Genomic DNA, 21,578 nt, shown 5'->3' with positions numbered 1-21,578 from the left:
TTGTGGAGTTAGGCTAGCAAGTTACCTAACTCGAGGGAGTGAACAGGTCGCAGTAGATGTCCTGCATATTGGCGCCAGCCAAAAATGTTTGTTTACGTAATGTTTTGACGCGATCTTCAGAACCACAGAAATAAGCTCGGTAGCCCTTGGTATTTGGTACCCTGTTTTTGACTACGGCATTGAGATCACCGATCTCGCAACCGTCTGGTTCTGATCTAGTTTCTTCGAGCACAACGGGATAATAAGTGAGGTTATCGTAGTGCTCACTCAACGCTTTTAACTCTTCGACTAGGTATAAGCCTGCGCTATTTTTAGCGCCAGCGAATAAGCTGATTGGGCCGGTATGACCCTGTTGTAAGGCATCTCTGACAATGCCATAAAGAGGAGCTAACCCAGTTCCGGTACCCGCCATAAGGATCGGTTGGTTGAGATCTGTTTTGGTATAAAAGCAGTCGCCAAATGGCCCTTGTAGCTCAATGCTTTCACCCAGTACAAATTCATTGAGTGCCCATTGGCTAAACTGCCCATCTTTAAAAATACGTAGCTGTAGTTCTATATGGTCATCGAGGCTTTTTACGCTGGCGATTGAGTAAGATCGGCTCAATCCATCATGACGAACTAAATTGATATATTGTCCTGCTAAGTAATCGATATCTGCTTTTAGTTTGAGTTGCAGAATGGAGTCCGTTAGTTGTTGCTTACTGATTAAGATCCCTTCGGTTGAGGATGCTTGCGCATTCCGTTGAACGCTCATTGCAGTATTTGGCTGGCAGCGACAAGCCAGAAAGTAGCCCTGTTGCTTTTGAGTCTCTTTAAGACCTTTTTGAGCATCAGCTGGTGGCGTACCTTCTGTTGCTTGGAGCATGCAGCACTGGCAAGCGCCAGCACGACATGAATTGGGAATGTCGTGACCAGCATCCAATAAGGCTTCTAAAAGGTTAGAGCCTTCTTTGACCGTAATATCAGCCTCTTCAAATCTGACGCTTACCATGTTGTGACTCCTTAGCGATTAAGCACATCGTCTTTAACGCTGCCGGCAATACCTGCAATTTCGCCGATATCACTTTCACTCACGCCTAGTTCAGTCAGCGTCGCGGCTAGGTTTTCAACGACCGCATCAAAATGGGTTTCGTTAAGTCCTTTAAGATGTTTGTGACCTTCCCGCATATCTTGCCCGGTGTAGTTATGCGGGCCGCCGAAGACCATAGTTAAGAAGGCTTTTTGCTTGGCTGCTTGGCCATCCATATCTACATCATCGAAGTAGTGGCTGATACGGTCATCAGCAAGCACTTTGCGGTAAAAAATATCGACGGCAGCATCTACCGCTGCTTCGCCACCAATTCGCTCGTATAAACTCATCTCTTTTTCCTCTTGGGCTGCCTCGCCTTCTTTAGGGCGATTAAGAACGTCATCTCTTACACTTTCCGCGATACCTGCAATTTCGCCGATATCTTCACTGCCAACACCCAGTTCAGTTAGGGTCGCGGCTAGGTTTTCAACGACCGCATCAAAGTGGCTATCGTTTAGCCCTTTGAGGTGTTTATGGCCTTCGCGCATATCCATGCCGGTGTAGTTATGGGGGCCACCAAAAACCATGGTTAGAAAGGCTTTTTGTTTTGCGGCTTGACCTTCCATATCAACATCATCGAAGTAGTGGCTGATGCGATCATCTACCAACACTTTGCGATAAAAAATATCCACAGCAGCGTCTACCGCTGTTTCGCCGCCTAGTCGTTCATAAAGAGAGGCTTGGCACTTAGCCCCGCCGAAAATTGATTTCAATTTGCTGAAGAAACAACCCATGTTAGATCCCTCATTCTTTGATTTGTGAAAGCATGTAGCCAACTGCTAAGCCGATCTCTTCGTCAGAAAGATCTGTAAAACCACCTTTAGCTGGCATCAGGCCAATACCATTAATGGCATGTTCGACCAGAACGGCCTTGCCCTGAGTCGCACGTGTTTTCCACATCTTTTTGTTACCAACGATAGGGGCGCCGTTGATGCTTTGTGCATGACACGCAAAGCATCGGCCCTCTACGATCTCTTTCCCTTGTTGCAATTCGGGAGACAGAGCAGCAGTCTTCGTTGTCTCGCTTGAGTCACATCCTGTGGCGATAAAAGACACTAGGATTAGTGTGAACAGCGACATCAGAGCACCGTTAAACATGGGTGATTACTCGCCTAGAGGTACACGAATAACGACACCGCCCATAACATCACCGAGTTTAAAGTCTGTTTTAGGGCTATCTTTATGGCCGTTGTGACAGCTCACGCAGGCTTTTACAGAAGCAACATCTGCGTAAACCGCAGTGAAGTAGTCTTTGCCACCTAATGTTTCTGTTCCGTAGAAGTTTTTACCTAGGTTTTTGGCAACGTACTCAAGGCCTTCTTTCTCCATGTCAGTACGTGGTGCGTTTTGTGAATTGATTGGCCAAATTGACTGGAGAGAATATGTGAAGTCATCCGTTACTTCCGATACAGATTCATAACCTAAACGGAACATCTGCGCTGGAAGTGGTACACCGTTATCTACATCTTTCCAGTGCTCAACTGGCATAACGGCATCAGCTCCTTTAGGGCCAAGACGACCAACAATGTATTTTGTGTAGTTAGTACGGTCAGCATTCATTACTGCGAAGAGTGCGTCAGTGTGTTTGCTTGGATCGATACCAACCGCTTTCTCTTCTTCCTGACAGCCTGTGATTGCTAGTGCAGTTGCCGCTATTGCAGTGGCTAAAGTTACTTTTTTCAGCATAGTATTTTCCTCGTTCCCCAAGTTCTCATAAGTAAATCGGTATAGGGCTATTTAGCTTCTCGGTCTAAAACCATCTGGATTGACGGAATGTTTTGAGAAGGTAGCCCTTTAAAATTGTTTTCAATCAGTACTTCGTCAGCCAACGCGTCGATGCTGAATGAAAGGGAGTGACAATCCATGCAAACGCTTCGGATCATCTTTTCATTCGGACGTAAATTCATGCTTTGGTTGTGCTGTACGCGAACGACCTCTTCACCAAACTCTTTGTGCACTTCGCGCGGCATATGACAGGTCGCACAGGCCACGCCGCTGCCTGCAGGCAGCTCGCCTTTTAGCTCTTGCTTCCAAAGTTCTGCGTGAGGTGAATTGGCATAGTTCTGTGTATGGGTATCGTTGTGACAGCTGGTACAGGATTCGACAGCAGCGAGCTTCGGCTCAGGTTTATGAGCATCGTGGCAGCTTGCACAGTCTAGACCTGTTGTATCAGCGTTCTCATGGAAAGCGGCTCGACCGGTGACTGGAGACATCTTGCCCAACCCTACCGATAGTTTCATACCGTGCTTTCCTGCCAAAAAGCCTTTTTCTTCGTGGGTATGACAGCTATTGCATGCGGCAAGACCTGGATCGTCTTGCCATGCTTGTCCTTGTGGTGCATGGCAACTGGTACAGTTCACACCAGCTGTCGCATGTATGCTTTCACTCCACTCTTTAAGGTGTTCAGGCGAGGCAGAAGGCGCATCAGCCTGATCTATTGATAGACTTGCTTTACGTTTGATTGATTGCGTACCGGTTCGAGCTAAAACCTGGGCCATCGCTTTGATCATTGGGCCTTCGTTGTTGCTCAAAAGGAAATCTTCATAGAGTGCGCGGTTGTCGTGATAGTTGTGGCAACCTGCCGAGGCGCAAGTGTCAAACCCCATGCCTTCATGACTGGGTCGTTCTTCGGCAATTTCTGCATGACACTCGTAACAGAAGTCGTCTGGTAGCGTTACACCCATCTCGAAGGTTTGATCTTGTTTATGTTCCCCATGACAGGTCACGCAGCTCACGGCATTGATCTTTTCGAGTCGATCAGCGTTACGTGGGTCGGTAAACTTTTTGATTGGATGTGAGTCGTGGGAGGTTTTCAGCTCTTCTTGGTGGCAGCCTAAGCACGCATCATGGATGACCTCTTCACCACCAAAAGGATCGGTGTGGCAAGTATCACAACTCATCTCGATTTGATGGTGACCGTGTGTCGCTTCACCGATTATGAAGTCAGGCTTCTGTTCTTCTAAGAACATCTGGTAACCAAAATAGCCTGCCAGCGAAAAGCAAAGCACTAACCAAGCAAGCCAGATAGATAATTTACGACTCATGAATATCTCTCCGACCTAGAAATAGTAAACACTGAGAATGTGGAAGCTTAAAAGGGCTGGCAGAGGCCAGCTCAGTAATAAGTGACCCCAAAAGCCGATGCTGCGTAGTTGCTTACCGACATTGAAGGACAGCTTGTGTTGCATGCCTATCGCGAGGCTGATCACAATGCCTAAACCCGCTAAGAGTAAAAAATTGATCAGTAGCCATTGGTTAAGGGCTTGGCCACTATTGAATCCGGTATGGGCCAATAAAATGATTAGGCAGAGGAGGGCCAAAATAGTGTGTAGACTGCGCCACAGTTTGTAAGAGCCAAGCTTAAGTGCTTTGCTGCGTTTCTTAAGCGACATAAGAAGGCCAACAATCGTGAGGCCTAACAGCGTGAATCCAGTTACTTGCTTGTAGAAACCATCGTTCCAGAAAAGATCTAAGCGTATGGAATCTTGCACGGATGTGCTGACAGTAAAGGCTGGCACCATAAGAAAGGCGATCAATGCGGCTAATACCCCTAAAGAGGTGATCAATAAATTTCTGCTGTCTGGTGCGGCTTGTTGCTCTGCTTCGGAGCCAAGAATTTGTTGAACAAGCGGCTTACAACTACCGCATGTGGTTGTAGCGCCTGTGCATTTGGCAATCGTTTCCATGGTACAGCAGCCTTGCTGGTCCATGGCGTAGCTGAGTTGTCCACGAGTCACGTTGTTACAGTTACAGATCACTGCGGTTTCTGGCCAGTTTTCTGGGCTATTAGACGCTGGATTCCAAAGGTTTCCGGTAAAGCGGAAGCGCATAATCTGCCATGCGTAAACTCGGCGCTGGTGGGTGATCAGCTCCTGAATACGAGGGATCTCATCCCAGTCGCCAATCGCCATCGCACCCACAATACGCCCTTTTCGAATGGCTAATTTGCGATATCCACCATCTTTGGTCTTGTAGCTGAAAAACTGTTTTTTATCGTAAGGCTGATCGTCTAAGACATCACCCATACTGAAAACGGATTCGCCGACGACTTTAAGGCGAGCGATGCTATGAGAACCTAAATATTGGCTATCGCCTTGGGTCATGTGATTGGCAGCAACAGCGGCTTGTTCGAAGCCAGGAGCTACCAACCCGTAAACTTTATCTCGGTGTTCCGCGCATTCACCAATGGCGTACACGTCTGGATCAGATGTTTGTAAGCTATCGTTGACGCGAATGCCGGTACCTACTTTGATCCAAGCTTTACGCGCTAACTCAATATTAGGTTTGATACCCGCAGAGATGAGTACGGTGTCACATTTGAGTGTTTCACCATCACGTAGTTTGACCCCTTCAACCCGTTGATCACCGACTACGCCTTTAACTCCAGCGCCAACAATGACGCGAATGCCCATAGATTCGAGCTGGCTTTGTAGCATTGCAGCGGCATCATCATCTAACTGTTGATTCATGATGCGGCTAGCTTGCTGGACCAAAGTGATGTTGGTCAGATTGCCTTGCATGGCACGCGCGGCTTCTAAACCGAGCAGGCCGCCGCCAACCACAACTAAATCTTGGCTGCGTGTTGTACGTGCTTTGAGTTTTTCGGCATCGCGCATGTTGCGGAATGTGAATACACCTTCCAGATCTACACCAGTGATATGTGGAACGTGTGCACGAGAGCCTGTGGCGATGACTAGCTTGGCGTAACTGTAATGATTAGCTTCTGAATCTGTAACGCTGTGGTTTTCAGTATCAATCAAAACGATCTCTTTGAAGAGGTATTTGAAAAGAGGGTCGTTATCTAATTCATCTAGTGGAAGTAATAAGTTTTCTGCGGAGTCTTGACCTGCAAGTAGGGCGCTCAGGCGAACACGGTCATAGGGAAGGTAGGGTTCATTACCAAATAAAATTACCGGTGCTTGAGGTGCGTTTTTACGCAACTCTTGAATAAACCTGAATCCAACAGGACCAGCTCCGACCACAATGATCGCTTGATCCCATTTGTCAGCACCGTTGCTCACTTTTGGTTGTACTTCGCTCATTATTTGCTCCCCTCGGTCGTGCTCAATGACCTTGGTAGTGATAGAGCAAAAGTCTTGCCAAAAATGTTTTATCTTTACATTTTTCTATAAAAAATCATTTAAATTCAGTGTGTTAGTTTGATGTTTTTTGTATGTATGAATATGGCTGCTCTTTATGTTGCTGTGCACCATAAATTGGCTTGGTCAAAAAAACAGCAATAAAACTGCGCAAAAAAGTTACGTAGTCGGTGTGCCAAAAAGGAGCAAAAGCGGTTTTTTGAGGGGGATGATTTAATCGGTTTGCCCCAATTTGGATACAATTGAGGGGGAATTAGTAAGCGTGATTTAAGTGTTAACAAAAGGCTTCATAGTTACACGACTAGATCAACCTGCTGTAAGGTACCTGTCTCGCCTTCCTCTGTTAGAAAGAGACCTGTTGCACGAATTTTTCCGGCCATTTCGTCACTATGTTGACCTGCACTGAGCTCCCAGTCTGTCCGGGAATATCCAAGATATAAAGCGCCAATATCTTTGTCGGCTAAAGTGAACATGCTGCTACTGCCATCATCATGCTGGACCCAGATGCGTAATTGATCCCAGATTGCATCGCCTTCATCGATAAAACCGTTGTTATCATCATCGTAGGCTGCGAGCTCTTTAAAGCCATTACCTGACTGTGCGCCAAACAGCTCGTTACCATTATCAATTGAACCATTGTTGTTTTTGTCGAGGGCGATATAACCGCTCGAGTCATCAAGACGATGAACGGTATCCAGCTCACCATCGCTATCTATATCGAACTCAATTGTATCGGCGCTAAGTTCGGCGGCTTGGCCAGAAAAGTTGATCACGAGAGGATCTTTAAGCGCTGCCCCCAAGCGAATTTGAAAACTTTGATTCTCGCTGAGTGAGCGGCTCATATTGAGTTGTAGGTTGAGATCGATAACCCGACCGTCTGTAGTACGCACTTGCCCTTGGGCTTGAAACTGGACTTGCTCGGTCGAGGTCGTGGTTTCGCTGTAGCTGTATTCAAAGCCGTGTTCTAGGGCTTCGCCAGAAGTAATACTCAGTTGGCTGGCGGATGTCGTCGCTTGCTCAGTAGTAGAATTGTTACCGCTATTTCCTACTGCTTGCGCATCTAACAAGCCGACGTTGAAGCTTTTGCCAGTCATGCTCTCAAACAGCTTTTTTAGAAGCTCAATTTTGACTTTATCTTCTGGGTTTAACTCAAATAGACTTGAGCTACTCCCCGTCGTCTTTGTGATTAGCTGATCAAGGCTGTATTTACCGACATTTTCCCGTTCCATCTGTTTGCGGAAATCGGCATAGGTTGAGTCATCAGCTTGAGTGCTTTGATTTACTTCTTTTACCACTCGCTCCCTGTGGCTACCTTCGACCAAATTTTCTTTATTGAAAGCATCGCCAGCGCGAACATAACCCTCGGTTAGATGTTCTCTAATTTCAGTATAGGTCGATTGGTGTGCTGCACTCTCCAGTGCAATATCAGAAGCTGCAATACGCATTGCTTCACCCTCTAGTACTAATTATTCCATTCGAGAGTTATCGGCCGCAGTCGAGGGAATCAAAGGGTGAAACTAAGAATATGAAAAAGTTTCAGTTTCCTTTCGTTAGAACAGCAGTGTCTTAGAACGTTTGCCAGGGATCTCGCGAGCAAGTTTTGGTACCAAGTAACCCGGTAATGTTGCCTGCAGCTGTTGATGCAACGCGATAGCTTGATCGTCAGGAATATCAAAGTGAGCTGCGCCTTTTACCGGATCTAGGGTGAATAGGTAGTAGGGCAAAATACCGAAGTGGAAGAGCTTTTCACTAAGCTCAGTTAGCGCGGTTGAACTATCATTGACGCCTTTGAGTAATACCGCTTGATTTAAGACGGTAACGCCTGCTGTTCTCAGATCTGCGCTAGCTTGCTCCACCTGTTGATCCAGTTCATTAGCATGGTTGGCATGAAGAACCATCGCGATATCGAAACGGCTCTTGGCAAAGAGCGTGGTTAACTCGGAGGTTACTCGCTGCGGGATCACTATCGGTAAACGGGTGTGAATTCTTAACCGATTTAGATGAGGGATCTCTTCTAAATCAGCAATCATTCTGCACAAGCGTTTATCCGAGGTAGCTAGAGGATCGCCTCCTGAAAAGATCACTTCGGTGATGCTGTCGTCTGCTTTTAAGTATTCAAGCACTTGTTGCCATTGCTCAGAACCTAAGCGGTTGTCTTGATAGGGGAAATGGCGGCGGAAGCAGTAACGACAATTTACTGCGCAAGCTCCACTGAGAATAAGCAGTACACGACCGTGATATTTGTGGATAAGTCCATCACTGTGGTTTGCAGCCATCTCGGCAAGAGGGTCGGTGACATAGCCTGGAATATCCGCGCTTTCTGCATCTAGCGGTAGAATTTGGCGTAACAAAGGATCGTTTGGATTACCTTTTTCTATCCGCTGTAGAAATGGCTTTGGCACTTTTAGTGAGAAGAGATTGCTCCCTTGTTGCGCGCCATGAAGTAGTGATGCGGGGAGATCTAATAGCTTAAGCAGCTCGGCTGGGTCATCAATCGTGTGACTCAGGAGCTGCTGCCAGTCGGCTTCTTCCGTGACGGGAATGGGATTAGAAATAGAATTCATGATGTTTTTGTACGGAATTACGACTGAAAGTTGCTCGCATTTTCCTTTCAAGTAGAATGTCTGTCAATTTTACGATCAACAGGGTTTGTTGGTTGAGAAAAACTTACAAGAGATACAGAGAACATTATGGGCAACATTTCTACTAACCAGTTTAAAAATGGTCAGAAAGTAATGATCGACGGCGATCCATGCGCAATGGTTGACGTTGAATTTGTAAAACCAGGTAAAGGTCAGGCGTTCACACGTGTTAAGTTGCGTAACCTAATGTCCGGTCGTATCTGGGAACGTACCTTTAAATCAGGTGAGAGCGTTGAGCAGGCTGATGTAATGGATACGACTATGGAATACTCATACTACGATGGTGAGCTATGGTACTTCATGGATCCAAATACGTTTGAGCAGGTAGGTGCGGACGAAAACGCAGTTGCTGAAGCTAAGCCATGGTTGAAAGAGCAGGACTCTGTAACGGTTACGTTGTTCAACGGTAACCCAATCTCTGTGACTCCAGCTAACTTTGTTGAGTTAGAAGTAACTGAGACAGATCCAGGTCTTAAAGGCGATACTGCTCAGGGTGGTTCTAAACCAGCAACATTGAGCACTGGCGCTGTTGTACGCGTACCTTTGTTTATCAACGAAGGTGAAGTACTCAAAATTGATACACGTACGGGCGAATACGTTTCTCGCGCGTAATGTTGTTAAGGGGCAGATCACTCTGTCCCTTTTCCTCTCCTAGCTTTATTTCTCCTACCTTGTCATCTTCTTGACGAACACCACCACAAACAGCGCCATTGTAAAACTGCCTAAAAAGGCTTCAACAGCTGCAACAAACCTTGCAAGCCCTATAGGTGCTATGTCTCCGTAACCTAGAGTCGTGAAGGTCACAACGCTAAAGTAGATTGCATTGAGAAACTCCAAGAAGATTGCAGTAGCTCCGGTGCTGTCCGAATAAATGGGATTGGATGCGGTTGTTCCGAGAAAGAAATACACCAGTGCACACAGCAATATCAGACAGACTGAAAACATTACGACCCTGATAGGGGATTCGCCGTAACCACAAAAAAGATCGACCCCTTTTGAGATAATTCGTCGAGAGCTGTACATGGGCATTTGGTAGCGCCTGAAGATCATCTCCTTCTTAAAGAAATGACCAGCTATATCAAAAAGTCCTTCTTTCTCACATTGTTTGCGGATTATCCTTGCGACCTCTTCGGCCTCCTGGCATAAAGATATGGCTTCTTGAGGTTTTTTTTGCTGGAAGGCTTCAAGTGCTCTTCGTTCTTGTTGGAGTTCATCTCCCCAATCGATATTTTCAAGTCGGGAGTGGCTTAGATCTGCACCGAGTAAGTTACAGTTTTCTAAATGGGCACAATGAAGGTTGGCACCTGCCAAGGTGCTTTTCATTAAGGAGGAGCCTCTAAGGTCGAGCCCAAAACAATGCGCATTGCGCAGATTCGCACGGTAAAAGTCAGCTTCCCGACATTGATAACCCTGCTTGCTACCACGGTTTACTAAATTGATATCTTCCAACTGCGCGCGTGCTAACTGAAATCCATCGAGAGGCTTGCCTGCTTGAGCCCATTTTTCCACAGCGTTCTTTACGCCTTTATCCTGGCTTTTATCCACAGAAGGGTCGTGCCAGTAGCATAGGCCTGAGTCATTGGCGGGTTCACTGCATTGCCAACCATCTGGATTGCAATAAGAACAGTTTTTAGGTGTTGTCATGGCTGCATACCTCTACAGCGACCGTTATTCGGTGATATGCATAGTGCACTTAAGTGTAGAAGGGGATAAGTGAAGTGACCAAACAGATGGACAGTTACGTATGTGGGTTCATCGATTTAATTTTTATTGGAGGGGGGCAAGCTGATAAAGTTACGCCTAGTGGTTTTAGATGGAATAAGTAACTTCAGTATGAATGATTGGCAGCCTTCAGCTTCAATAGACAACTTGCGTAAACGCGGCGAGTTATTCGGATATATTCGTGATTTTTTCAAGCAGAGAGGTGTATTAGAAGTAGATACGCCAGTGATGTCTAACTGTGCGGTGAGTGATCCTTTTATCGATAGCATTGAGGTAGAGTACCGCGAAACGTTAGGCGCAGAAGGGCGACAGTTATATCTGCAAACATCACCTGAATATGCCATGAAGCGTTTGTTGTCCGCTGGTAGCGGGCCTATCTATCAGATGAGTAAGGTGTTTCGAAATGGCGAATATGGTCGTCGTCACAATCCTGAATTTACTATGTTGGAGTGGTATCGTCCGGGCTTTGATGATGCTGACCTGATAGATGAAATTGAAGCCTTGATTAAGCCTGTCTTACAGTTAGATCAGGTAGAACGTATCACCTACTCGGATCTGTTTTTCCGCTATTTAGGCTTCAGGCCGGAAGAAGTCGTTTTAGAAGACCTAATTAAAGAAACGCGGAAGCACATAGATATCGAGCTAGATGACTCTGATCCAGATACTTGGCTGAATTTGTTGATGTCTCATGTCATCGAACCACAGCTTGAACAGGTCGATGCCATTTTTGTGATGGACTATCCACAAAGCCAAGCTGCATTGGCGCGAGTGCGAAGGAATGCAGCGGGAATAACTGTCGCAGCAAGGTTTGAGCTGTTTGTCAGAGGCGTTGAGTTAGCGAATGGTTATTACGAACTGACAGATAGTGTCGAACAAAAGCGTCGTTTAGAAGCTGATCAAAAGCAACGAGCTGCATTGGATCTGCCACAGCGTCCTCTTGATTCTCGTCTTGTGGATGCGCTGGAGGTAGGGATGCCTGATTGTGCTGGCGTAGCCTTAGGTGTTGATCGGTTGTTGATGTTAGCGCTTAGAGAATCTTCCTTAGCCAATGTTATCCCTTTTGATCTGCCGCGTGCTTAAGTGGGGTATGTTAATCGATGAATGAGTTTAAGTTGGTTTACGGTGGTTATCAGAGCCAGCTTGGGCACTATTGCGATATTTTGGTTGATGATCAGCCACTACTTGATGGGGTGAGTGATTATGAAGCGGCTTTTGCAGGCAGTATTAGTGGCGCCTACATCTGTGGTTTTAATCAAGAGATGTTGCAGCGAGCTTGTACTGATAGTGAGATCGTATTGACTCCATTTGTGTGTAACTGCGGTGATATAGATTGTTGGCAGTTAAACCTAACGCAATCTTGTTATTCAGATATCGTTGTTTGGCACAATTGGAATAATCCAGCTCGGTCTAAACAGGATGGTTGGGATTATCGAGATTTTGCTCCGCTGAATTTCTCAGCGGAGCAGTATTTTGATGAATTGAAACGCGCTCTTAAACTGATTGAGTCTAAGTCGGATCTTTAGGTTTTAGGCTGGTAATTCATTGACCAGTGCACGTTTAATTCGGCGAACGGCTTCTTCGAGCGTGCTTCGTGTGCAGCCGAAATTCAAACGCATATAGTTATTGTCGCCAAAGTCTCTTCCCGGAGACATGCCTATACCTGCTTGCTCAAAAAAATGTGCAGGGTTGGTCAATTTCGCTCCTGATACATCAATCCAAGCAAGGTAAGTGGCTTCAATTGGGGCGAGTTTTAGGCCGGGGATCTGATTGATCTCATTTTGTAGGTAATCGCGATTAGCTCTGAGGTAATCAAGCTGTTGTTGATTCCACGCTTCACCTTCCTGATAAGCGGCAATAGCTGCGGTGTATCCAAGTAGATTCACATCAGGCACAACACCTTTCTTAGTGTTAATAAATTTCTTACGTAGCTCTGGATTACCAATAATGGCAAAAGAGCAGCCCAAACCGGCGATATTAAAAGTTTTACTTGGCGCCATGAGCGTTATTGTTCTTGCCGCGATCTCGGGGCTGAGTGAAGCAATAGGTGTATGTTGTAGCCCTTGTTCGAGAATTAAATCGCAGTGTATTTCGTCTGAGCAGATATAGAGATCGTGTTTAATAATGATCTCTGCAAGGCGTTCGAGTTCTTCTTTGCGATAGACCGTACCACCGGGGTTATGAGGGTTACAAAACAGTAGCAGTCGTGTTTTATCGGTGAGGGCATTCTCTAACGCATCAAAATTGATGATCTTGCGGCCATCAATGTCTTGCATAGGTAGTGTGCAAACTTCGCGATCGGAGAGACGAGGAGCTGACATAAAGGGTGGGTAGATAGGTTTAGGGGTTAAAACCGTATCTCCACTTTCTCCGAGGCTGCGACAAGCGAGGTTGAGGCCGCAAACTAAACCCGGTAGCCAAACAATATCATTGCTGTTGACCTCCCAGTTGTAAAAGCTCTGCATCCTTTTAATAACCAGCTCATTAAGCTCAACAGGAACATTTGTGTACCCAAAAACACCGTGGTCTATACGTTCATGTAGCGCTTTAATCACGGCGGGCGGAGACATAAAATCAGTGTCGGCAACCCACATAGGTAGGATGTCGCTATCACTGTATTTTTCCCACTTCTGACTCGCTGTACCTTTACGGTTGATTTGATAATCAAACTCTGTGGACATGATCTCTCTACTTGTTCGTTATTTGCCGAAAACACGGGTTGCAAAACAGCCGCCCGGCGTTATAGTGGTGGGCATTGGATTACCACACAAATCCCTGTAGCTATGAGCTATCAAGAGAGTAAAGCAACGCGAAGTTTTAAGACTGGTTTTTATTGTCGATAGCGTTGAAAACTATCCCTGCTTTTTGAACAGTATAGTGCTCTCCTGTCCTTTTTTTGAATACAGATTTTGTAAAGAATTTAGAGAGCAGCGATAATTGTAAGTATTGATCGCTGGTGAGTCGGTTTGGAGCAAACCTTATGAGCAATGACAATCGTGTAATTATTTTTGATACAACTTTGCGTGATGGCGAGCAAAGCCCTGGCGCATCAATGACGCGTGATGAAAAGCTGCGTGTAGCTAAGCAGCTTGAGAAGATGCGTGTTGATGTAATTGAGGCTGGTTTTGCTATTGCGAGTCCGGGTGATTTTGAGTCGGTAAAAGCGATTGCAGAAGCTGTGACGGAAAGTCGCGTTTGTTCTCTATCCCGTGCGCTTGATGCTGATATCGACCGTGCTGGTGAAGCACTTCAGAATGCAGCAATGGGTCGTATCCATACCTTCATTGCAACGTCACCTATCCACATGAAATACAAACTGCAGATGCAGCCTGACCAAGTGGTTGAGCAAGCAGTCAAAGCAGTAACGCGTGCGCGTAACCTAATTGATGACGTTGAATTCTCGTTAGAAGATGCAAGCCGCTCTGAATTGGACTTTATGTGCCGTATCATAGAGAAAGTAATCGATGCTGGTGCACGTACAATTAACATCCCAGATACTGTTGGTTATGCGGTACCGGGTGAGTTTGCTCACACAATCGGTCAGCTAATCCAGCGTATTCCAAATGCTGATAAAGCGATTTTCTCTGTACATTGTCATAACGACTTAGGCTTAGCTGTAGCTAACTCTTTGGCAGCTGTTGGTGCCGGTGCACGTCAGGTTGAATGTACGGTAAACGGTCTAGGCGAGCGTGCAGGTAACGCTTCTCTAGAAGAGATCGTGATGGCGATCCGCACTCGTAAAGATACGCTAGGCGTAGAAACGAATGTCGATACAACTCAGATCGTTCCGGCATCGCGTTTAGTCTCTAGTGTGACCGGTTTCCCTGTTCAGCCTAACAAGGCAATCGTGGGTGCAAATGCCTTCGCGCATGAGTCTGGTATCCACCAAGATGGTGTTCTTAAACACCGCGAAACATACGAGATTATGACTGCTCAGGATGTGGGCTGGAACACAAACCGTATGGTACTGGGTAAGTTGTCTGGTCGTGCTGCGTTCCGTACACGTTTAGAAGAGCTAGGTACAACATTTGCGACAGACTCTGAACTAAACAATGCTTTCTCTCGCTTTAAAGAACTTGCTGATAAGAAGAGCGAGATTTTTGACGAAGATCTAGTGGCTCTAGTAAGTGATACTCGCGCTACAGCAAGCAGTGAGCAGTTCAAGCTAACAAGCCTATCTGTGACTTCTCAAACAGGTGAGACGCCTGTGGCTAAGATTGTGATGCAAGTGGGTGACGAAGAGAAAACAGCGGAAGCGACGGGCGGTGGTCCAGTTGATGCGGCATTTAAAGCGATTGAGATGATTGCAGATTCTGGTGCGAGCTTGCAGATCTACTCAGTAAACGCTGTGACAGAAGGTACAGATTCTCAAGGTGAAGTGACGGTGCGTCTGGAAAATGCAGGCCGTATCGTGAATGGCCTAGGTGCGGATACTGATATCATCATCGCATCAGCAAAAGCCTATATCCATGCTTTGAATATGCTGGATGCAAACGTTCAAAAAGCTCACCCTCAGGTGTAACTGAGGGTTAAGCGTTAAGGCAAGGTAGTGGCTATGGAGCAAGAACAGCTTAGGCATCAATACCTGGACGCAATGGGTATATCCAGCTGGCTACCTTGTGCTTCTCTAGCGGGAGCGAAACCATCACCTGATTGGGTTGATGACTTTCAGTATCCCGCTCCAGAAATTCCTTTCGATTCTCCAAATCGCCCTCAGCAGCAAAATGTAGCTAGTACAGCACCTGTTTCTAGAAAGTCATCTCCTGAAACTATGCAGCAGGGGATGTCAGAAGCTCGCGCTGCGTTAGGTTTAGTGTCAGAAGAGGTTAATAAGCCTGTTGCAGCTCCTACCAATGACGCTGCTGATGTAGTTGCTGAGTCTGATGAGGTTCAAACGCAGGAGCAGGACGAAGTTCCAGTCTTTAAGCTTGTCTTCCAGCGGATCGGTAGCGTGTTGATTGTGGACAGTTTACCGCCTCAGGGAGGTAATTTTGCTAACAATTATCAACAGTTGGCTGCAGCCATCGTGGCTGCTTTAGGTCGATCAGGTCCAGCTGTAGCTGCTTTTATGCTTCCTTGGCCGATGTTTGCTAGCAAAACCTTAGATCAGGGTTATAAGCAGGCGCTTAGTGCAGTTCAGCATAAGCTGTCAAAAGAACTGCAAACTGAAGAGGTACAAACGGTACTTCTCTTTGGTGAAGCTGCAGCTCAAATGGTGTTGGATCGTAAAGAGAGCTTGGAAGAGCTTAAAGGTATCAGCTTCACGATTAAATCTGGCGTTAAAGCGGTTGCGACCTACAGTTTGACTGAAGCGATGCAGCTTCCGGGAATTAAACGTCAAATCTGGTTAGACCTGAAATCTAGCGTTGCTTAAGCTTCTCTTATGAACATTGATGTCCTTCAGGCCAAGGATCTTCCAGCAGTAGAACGTATTGCTCAATCCTGTTTTGCTCATGGTGCCTGGTCGGCTAAACAATACCTACAGCAAATAGAATCAGAGCGATCTGTCGTTCTTGGTTTGTATGCGCCGGACTTAATTGGCTATGTCATGTTTTCGCAAGTTCTAGATGAAGCGGAACTGCTCCAGATAGCTATAGATCCGGCCCACCAAGGGTGTGGTTATGCACAGCTACTGGTAAGTCAGGGAGCTCAACAGCTACAAAATGCTGGCGTTATTCGAGTGATGCTTGAGGTGAGGGAATCTAACTTAGCTGCAATAGCGTTGTATGATAAAAGTGGCTTTGTAACTGAAGGGGTGCGCAAAAATTACTACCCTTCAGTTCAAGGGGGACAACGCGAAGACGCTGTGCTAATGGGTATGTCTATAGAGCCAGTACTCTGTAATTAATCAGAGAAGGTGTAGCTGCGGTTTCGACCACTGTCCTTGGCTTTATAAAGCGCTTGATCGGCTTGCTTTAGCAGTGCAGAGGGTGTTTCTGCATTGTTAGCAGTTGAGCTAATGCCCATGCTGACAGTCACATGCTCTGCAGCTTGAGACTTAACATGAGGAATGGCTTTGGTGGCTAAGGAGGCGACAATGTTGCTTGCGATCTTTTCTGCTCCCTCTATATCAGTATCCGGTAGGATAATGACAAACTCTTCACCACCATAGCGTGCCAGAAGGTCATGAGAACGATTAAGCTGACCTTTCAATAGTTTAGCGACGGCTTTAAGACATTCATCCCCTTGCTGGTGGCCATAGTGATCGTTATAGGTTTTAAAGAAATCTATATCGAGCATGATGGCTGCTAACTCGAGTTGCTCTCGTTTGTTGCGTTTCCATTCTTTTAACAGGTTAGTTTCCAGATCTCGACGGTTAGAAATCTTTGTAAGTGGATCTTGAGAGCTAAGTTTTTCTAAACGAGAGTTGGCAGCATCGAGTGCTTTCTTCATATTAGCGATACGTTCCATCGCTAATATTTTTGCTTTAAGCACAATCGGACTGACCGGTTTGGTTAGGTAATCGTCACCGCCAGCATCAATGCCTTCCTCATAGTGTTTTTCATCACTTTGGCCACTGAGGAAAATTATAGGGAACCAATCGTTGGGGAAGCGGTTGCGGATTTCGCGGGTGAGGTCGAAACCATTGAGGCCTGGCATTTCGACATCAGTTAAAACTAGATCAATACCACCCTTATCTAAAGCAGCTAAGGCTTCGTCTCCTTGAGAGGCGGTAATAGGTGTATGATTGGCGTCCTGAATAACGGCGCTGATTATTTCACGAATAAAACGATCATCATCTACTACAAGGATGTTCATTTATTCTCCGCATTGGTTAAGGGAAAAGTGATACACGTCAAAAGAAATTCCGTATCTCTTTATCATATAAGTAGATAATTAATCTTCAACGTAAAATGTGTCCTAATCATTAAAAAGTAGAAAAATATGAGCTTTTCCGAAGGATTATTACATTCATATTGGTTGATTGGTGGTGCCCTTATTTACTGTATGGTTTTGTTTTATGCCATCAGAAATGCACCTTGGTCTACATTGGGCGGCAACCGAACACTACAGCATATGTTGTTTGGTGCTACTGCTTTGTTGATGGTTTTATGGTCCATGAGAGCGGGTATCTCACCTGGTTTAGGTATTCATTTTCTGGGCCTGACCATTATGACCTTAGTGTTTGGTTGGGATCTGGCGATACTATCTGCGACTGTTGCTCTAATTGGGATGGCTGTAGTGGGGAAGGAAAGCTGGGATGGCTTACTGTTAAGTGGCGTCTGTTCTGTACTGCTGCCTGTAGCGTCTACATGGCTTCTTCATCGTTTTGTTGAGGCCAAAATGATGAAGAATTTTTTTGTTTTCTTATTCGTCTGTGGTTTTTTGGGTGCGGGCCTCTCCGCCGCTGTTGCAGGCTTATCTGCAAGTGCGATTCTAGTGTTAGATGGTGTATACACCGTCGAGAAAATTATTCACGAATATGTACGTTATCTACCGCTTATTATGTTCCCAGAAGGCTTGATGAACGGGATATTTCTCACCGGGATGTTGGTGTTTCATCCTGATTGGGTGCGCACCTTCGATGCCAAGGTTTATATAGACGATCAGTGAAGCGCTTTATCGTTTTACAGGGCGTTTAGAAAGTTTTCGCTGCAAGGTTCTTCGGTGCATGCCAAGTGCCCGAGCTGTAGCTGAAACGTTACCATCATGTTCATTGAGCACTTTTTGAATATGCTCCCACTCTAAGCGGTTCACCGACATGGGTTGTTCAGTCACTTCAATTTCAGCATCTGCCTCAATCTTATTTAAAGCGGTCAGGATTTGATCGGCATCTGCAGGCTTCGGAAGGTATTGGGTTGCGCCCAGTTTTATAGCTTCTACTGCTGTGGCGATACTTGCATAGCCGGTCAGCATTAGAATTTTCATTGTAGGGTTTTGTTGTCGAAGTTTTGGGATCAGTATTAGCCCAGAGTCGCCGTCCATTTTAAGGTCTACAGTCGCTAGGTCCGGAATCCACGTTTGAATCAGCTTTTCGGCTTCTTCTGCGCTACGTGCAACTTGAACTTCAAACTCCCGACGTGTCATGGCGCGTGAGAGTACGCGCGTAAAGGCCGGATCGTCATCAACTATCAGAAAGCGTTCAGTCATCTGCATGCCTTATCGGAAGAGTCACTTCGGTTAACGTACCGCCCTCAGGGCGGTTGTAGAGTCTTACATCGCCATCATAGCGTGCCAATGTTGTACTGGTAAGGAAAAGCCCTATTCCTAAACCTTTACCCTTTGTAGTGATAAAAGGTTTACCTAAATTGCTGCTCTGTTCAAGGCTAATTCCCGGACCGTTATCGTAGATACGGAAATATACTGTCTGCTGATCCCAATCTAGCTCGATATTGATATCTTCGGGCTCTGCATCTGCGGCGTTATTTAGCAGGTTTAACAGGGATTGTTTTAATGATGTTGTGCAGTTAAGAGAAGGCGGTTCTCCGTCACCTTGTACAGTGAAGGTACGCGTTACCTCTGGCCGAAGAATCATAAACTGCTCAATAACATCTTCTACCAGTGCCATGGTGGACATCTGCTGTGCAGTCGCTTGCTCTTCTTTCACACTTTGGCTCATCTGTTTCAGGCGCTGCGCACAAAGTTCAGTCTGCTGGCGTAAGAGTTGTAGGTCTTCTACTAGCTCAGGGTTTTCAGTGTGCTCATGCTCAAGTTCATTGAGTAGGACTTGCATGGTGCTCAATGGCGTTCCCAATTCATGAGCTGTGCCGGCAGCCATATTTGCGAGCGATAGAAGCTGTTGATCTTGAATGCGTTTCTCGCGTTCTTGATCCAATGTCTCTTGCTGTATCTGCATGGATTGACGCATGCGAACAATAAAATAGGTTACAACAATTACCGTTAGGAGGAAGTTGATCCACATACCTAAAATATGGATATCGAACAGTTCCATAATTCGGTGCTGATGACTGTTATCCAGCTGAACTAGAGGTTCATAATAAAACAGTAGAGAGCTATAGATAGCGATGATCATGAAAGCTATCAGCCAGACATAGGCTCTCGACATTGTGGCTGAAGAGATAATCAACGGGACGAGCAGTAAGAATATAAAGGGATTGGTTGCTCCCCCCATATGAAATAAAAGCGCGCCATACAACGCCATATCCGCGATTAATTGGGTAAAAAACTCAGGCTCTGTGACCGGCCAAGGTGAAAAAAGTCGGGCGTAGGTCATCACATTTAGCAGCGCTAAGGCTGCGAGTGTTGTGCCTACTAACCAGACATTAAGGTCGGCCTGCAAACCGTAAATCGCAAAGATAACCGCAATACATTGCCCGAAAAGGGTAACGGTTCTGATGTAAGAAAGTTGAATTAAATTATCGCGATGATTAGCCATCAAAAGATTATACCGTAGAGTGGTGAAAAACTGGCGAGGCAAAATGTCGCAGTGGAGGTAATTTGTCACAGTCGGAGTATAATGCCTGCTTTCTGTCACCATAAATGATGTTTATCCATGAGTATCCTGCAAGAAGAAGTTAATCAACGCCGCACGTTTGCGATTATTTCCCACCCCGATGCGGGTAAAACGACCATTACTGAAAAACTGTTGTTGTTCGGACAGTTGATCCAGCAAGCGGGTAGCGTAAAAGGGAAAAAAGGCGATCGTATGGCGACATCTGACTGGATGTCGATGGAGCAGGAGCGTGGTATCTCGATCACTTCTTCTGTAATGCAGTTTCCGTATAACGGTCGCATGGTTAACCTACTGGATACTCCGGGTCACGAAGATTTCTCTGAGGATACCTACCGCACATTAACGGCAGTGGATTCTGCGTTGATGGTTGTGGATGGGGCGAAAGGTGTCGAAGACCGAACCATTAAGCTGATGGAAGTTTGTCGTCTGCGTGACACGCCTATTTTCTCGTTTGTGAATAAAATGGACCGCGAAATTCGTGATCCGATTGAACTCCTCGACGAGATCGAAGAGGTTCTGAAAATTGCAGCGGCACCGATCACTTGGCCAATCGAAATGGGGCCGCGTTTTAAAGGTGTATATAACCTTTATACCGATACGATTCATGTCTTCCAGCCGGGCCAAGGTCATACTATTCCTGAAGATATTCAGGTTAAAGGTCTTGAGAGTGATGAAGCTAAAGAGCTTTTAGGTGATATCTACGAAGACTTCCTGGATGAAGTGGAACTGGTTCGTGGTGCTACTCATGAATTTGATAAAGAAGAGTTCATGGCGGGTAAGCTAACCCCTGTCTTCTTTGGTACGGCTTTGGCGAACTTTGGTGTCCGCGAGATGCTAAATGATTTCGTTGAGTGGGCGCCTGCGCCAATTCCGCGTGCGACACTAACCCGTGAAGTTGAACCGGCTGAAGAAAAATTCAGTGGCTTTATCTTTAAGATTCAGGCCAATATGGATCCAAAACACCGTGACCGTATTGCTTTTATGCGAATCTGTTCCGGTAAGTACAGCAAAGGCATGAAGATGCGTCATGCACGTATCAAAAAGGATGTGAAAATTGCAGATGCGGTAACTTTTATCGCTGGTGATCGTGAGAACGTAGAGGAAGCATGGTCCGGTGATATTATCGGTTTGCATAACCACGGTACGATCCAGATTGGTGATACGTTTACTGCAGGTGAAGATCTTAAATTTACCGGTATTCCTCACTTCGCGCCGGAAATGTTCCGTCGTGTACGCCCATTGGACCCACTTAAAATGAAGCAGCTACAGAAAGGTCTGCAGCAGCTATCGGAAGAGGGTGCAGTGCAGTTATTCCAGCCGTTGAAAAATAATGACCTAATTTTGGGTGCGGTAGGTCAGCTGCAGTTTGATGTTGTTGTATTCCGATTGAAAGATGAATACAAGGTTGAGTGTAAGTACGAGCCGATCAGTGTGCAGACAGCGCGCTGGGCTGAGTGTGATGATGATAAAATGCTGGCTGAGTTCCAGAAGAAGAATCATGATAACTTGGCAATCGATGGTAGTGGTCTTTTGACTTACTTAGCACCAACACGCGTGAACTTGAGTTTGGCTGAAGAGCGTTGGCCTGATGTAGCTTTCCGTGCTACACGCGAGCACTAAACCACTTACCACTA

At 46.0% G+C, this 21,578-nt stretch carries 21 protein-coding genes; 8 read left to right on the top strand and 13 right to left on the bottom strand.

Features of this window, described 5'->3' with window-relative positions; translation table 11 throughout:
• Nucleotides 1–25 precede the first annotated feature (25 nt).
• The 8 genes from ACMXYU_RS14575 to epmB form a co-directional block, all read right to left on the bottom strand.
• Nucleotides 26–991 (bottom strand): 2Fe-2S iron-sulfur cluster-binding protein, encoded by a 966-nt coding sequence (locus ACMXYU_RS14575; protein ID WP_415899246.1) that lies wholly within the window; start codon nt 989–991, stop codon nt 26–28.
• Between the two features lie 11 nt (nt 992–1,002).
• Nucleotides 1,003–1,803 (bottom strand): group I truncated hemoglobin, encoded by an 801-nt coding sequence (locus tag ACMXYU_RS14570; RefSeq protein ID WP_415899245.1) that lies wholly within the window; start codon nt 1,801–1,803, stop codon nt 1,003–1,005.
• A 10-nt stretch (nt 1,804–1,813) separates the two neighbouring features.
• Nucleotides 1,814–2,149 (bottom strand): c-type cytochrome, encoded by a 336-nt coding sequence (locus tag ACMXYU_RS14565; protein WP_415899244.1) that lies wholly within the window; start codon nt 2,147–2,149, stop codon nt 1,814–1,816.
• Nucleotides 2,150–2,173: 24 nt separating this feature from the next.
• On the bottom strand, nt 2,174–2,755 hold the full coding sequence (locus tag ACMXYU_RS14560; RefSeq protein ID WP_415882482.1) for a DUF3365 domain-containing protein: 582 nt from the start codon (nt 2,753–2,755) through the stop codon (nt 2,174–2,176).
• A gap of 47 nt (nt 2,756–2,802) precedes the next feature.
• Nucleotides 2,803–4,113, bottom strand: coding sequence for a cytochrome c3 family protein (locus ACMXYU_RS14555; RefSeq protein WP_415899243.1), 1,311 nt, complete (start codon nt 4,111–4,113; stop codon nt 2,803–2,805).
• A 15-nt stretch (nt 4,114–4,128) separates the two neighbouring features.
• Nucleotides 4,129–6,111: an FAD-dependent oxidoreductase gene (locus ACMXYU_RS14550; protein WP_415899242.1), complete on the bottom strand. Its 1,983-nt coding sequence runs from the start codon at nt 6,109–6,111 to the stop codon at nt 4,129–4,131.
• Nucleotides 6,112–6,461: 350 nt separating this feature from the next.
• On the bottom strand, nt 6,462–7,613 hold the full coding sequence (locus ACMXYU_RS14545) for a hypothetical protein (protein ID WP_415899241.1): 1,152 nt from the start codon (nt 7,611–7,613) through the stop codon (nt 6,462–6,464).
• Nucleotides 7,614–7,718: 105 nt separating this feature from the next.
• Nucleotides 7,719–8,732: an EF-P beta-lysylation protein EpmB gene (gene epmB, locus ACMXYU_RS14540; protein ID WP_415899240.1), complete on the bottom strand. Its 1,014-nt coding sequence runs from the start codon at nt 8,730–8,732 to the stop codon at nt 7,719–7,721.
• Nucleotides 8,733–8,858: 126 nt separating this feature from the next.
• Here epmB and efp point away from each other — a divergent pair, with 126 nt between their 5' ends.
• Nucleotides 8,859–9,422 (top strand): elongation factor P, encoded by a 564-nt coding sequence (efp, locus tag ACMXYU_RS14535; RefSeq protein WP_415882477.1) that lies wholly within the window; start codon nt 8,859–8,861, stop codon nt 9,420–9,422.
• A gap of 54 nt (nt 9,423–9,476) precedes the next feature.
• On the opposite strand, the gene ACMXYU_RS14530 is transcribed toward efp, so the two are convergent.
• Complete coding sequence (locus ACMXYU_RS14530) at nt 9,477–10,454, bottom strand: ion channel (RefSeq protein WP_415899239.1); 978 nt, start codon at nt 10,452–10,454, stop codon at nt 9,477–9,479.
• A 189-nt stretch (nt 10,455–10,643) separates the two neighbouring features.
• Between ACMXYU_RS14530 and epmA the strand changes: the two genes are divergently transcribed.
• Nucleotides 10,644–11,612 (top strand): elongation factor P--(R)-beta-lysine ligase, encoded by a 969-nt coding sequence (gene epmA, locus ACMXYU_RS14525; RefSeq protein ID WP_415899238.1) that lies wholly within the window; start codon nt 10,644–10,646, stop codon nt 11,610–11,612.
• Nucleotides 11,613–11,629: 17 nt separating this feature from the next.
• Nucleotides 11,630–12,055, top strand: coding sequence for a hypothetical protein (locus tag ACMXYU_RS14520; protein WP_415899237.1), 426 nt, complete (start codon nt 11,630–11,632; stop codon nt 12,053–12,055).
• 3 nt (nt 12,056–12,058) lie between these two features.
• Here ACMXYU_RS14520 and ACMXYU_RS14515 read toward each other — a convergent pair whose 3' ends face one another.
• Nucleotides 12,059–13,213, bottom strand: a complete 1,155-nt coding sequence (locus ACMXYU_RS14515; RefSeq protein ID WP_415901133.1) for a MalY/PatB family protein — start codon at nt 13,211–13,213, stop codon at nt 12,059–12,061.
• Between the two features lie 296 nt (nt 13,214–13,509).
• Between ACMXYU_RS14515 and ACMXYU_RS14510 the strand changes: the two genes are divergently transcribed.
• From ACMXYU_RS14510 to rimI, 3 genes are read left to right on the top strand one after another with little or no spacing between them, the layout of a single operon-like run.
• Complete coding sequence (locus ACMXYU_RS14510) at nt 13,510–15,051, top strand: 2-isopropylmalate synthase (protein WP_415885858.1); 1,542 nt, start codon at nt 13,510–13,512, stop codon at nt 15,049–15,051.
• A 33-nt stretch (nt 15,052–15,084) separates the two neighbouring features.
• Nucleotides 15,085–15,903 (top strand): hypothetical protein, encoded by an 819-nt coding sequence (locus tag ACMXYU_RS14505; RefSeq protein WP_415899236.1) that lies wholly within the window; start codon nt 15,085–15,087, stop codon nt 15,901–15,903.
• A 9-nt stretch (nt 15,904–15,912) separates the two neighbouring features.
• Nucleotides 15,913–16,377: a ribosomal protein S18-alanine N-acetyltransferase gene (gene rimI / locus ACMXYU_RS14500; RefSeq protein ID WP_415899235.1), complete on the top strand. Its 465-nt coding sequence runs from the start codon at nt 15,913–15,915 to the stop codon at nt 16,375–16,377.
• On the opposite strand, the gene ACMXYU_RS14495 is transcribed toward rimI, so the two are convergent.
• A complete protein-coding gene (locus tag ACMXYU_RS14495; RefSeq protein WP_415899233.1) occupies nt 16,374–17,288 on the bottom strand; it encodes a GGDEF domain-containing protein in 915 nt (304 codons plus the stop codon). The two genes, rimI and ACMXYU_RS14495, sit on opposite strands and share 4 nt — an antisense overlap.
• A gap of 126 nt (nt 17,289–17,414) precedes the next feature.
• Between ACMXYU_RS14495 and ACMXYU_RS14490 the strand changes: the two genes are divergently transcribed.
• Nucleotides 17,415–18,083, top strand: a complete 669-nt coding sequence (locus ACMXYU_RS14490; RefSeq protein ID WP_415899232.1) for an energy-coupling factor ABC transporter permease — start codon at nt 17,415–17,417, stop codon at nt 18,081–18,083.
• 6 nt (nt 18,084–18,089) lie between these two features.
• On the opposite strand, the gene ACMXYU_RS14485 is transcribed toward ACMXYU_RS14490, so the two are convergent.
• Together ACMXYU_RS14485 and ACMXYU_RS14480 are read right to left on the bottom strand one after the other, a co-directional pair.
• On the bottom strand, nt 18,090–18,626 hold the full coding sequence (locus ACMXYU_RS14485) for a response regulator transcription factor (protein ID WP_415899231.1): 537 nt from the start codon (nt 18,624–18,626) through the stop codon (nt 18,090–18,092).
• Nucleotides 18,613–19,866 carry an ATP-binding protein gene (locus ACMXYU_RS14480; protein WP_415899230.1) on the bottom strand — a complete coding sequence of 418 codons (1,254 nt, stop codon included), beginning with the start codon at nt 19,864–19,866 and terminating at the stop codon, nt 18,613–18,615. Before ACMXYU_RS14480 ends, ACMXYU_RS14485 begins: the two co-directional genes overlap by 14 nt.
• Nucleotides 19,867–19,983: 117 nt before the next feature.
• Here ACMXYU_RS14480 and ACMXYU_RS14475 point away from each other — a divergent pair, with 117 nt between their 5' ends.
• The gene (locus tag ACMXYU_RS14475) at nt 19,984–21,564 is read left to right on the top strand and encodes a peptide chain release factor 3 (protein WP_415899229.1); all 1,581 of its coding nucleotides are present in this window, start codon (nt 19,984–19,986) and stop codon (nt 21,562–21,564) included.
• Nucleotides 21,565–21,578 lie beyond the last annotated feature (14 nt).

This window comes from Neptuniibacter sp. QD48_11 (assembly GCF_047778095.1).
In the GTDB taxonomy this organism is placed as follows: domain Bacteria; phylum Pseudomonadota; class Gammaproteobacteria; order Pseudomonadales; family Balneatricaceae; genus Neptuniibacter.
Note: the sequence above shows the minus strand (reverse complement) of the source record. Positions and strands in the feature narration are given on the sequence as shown.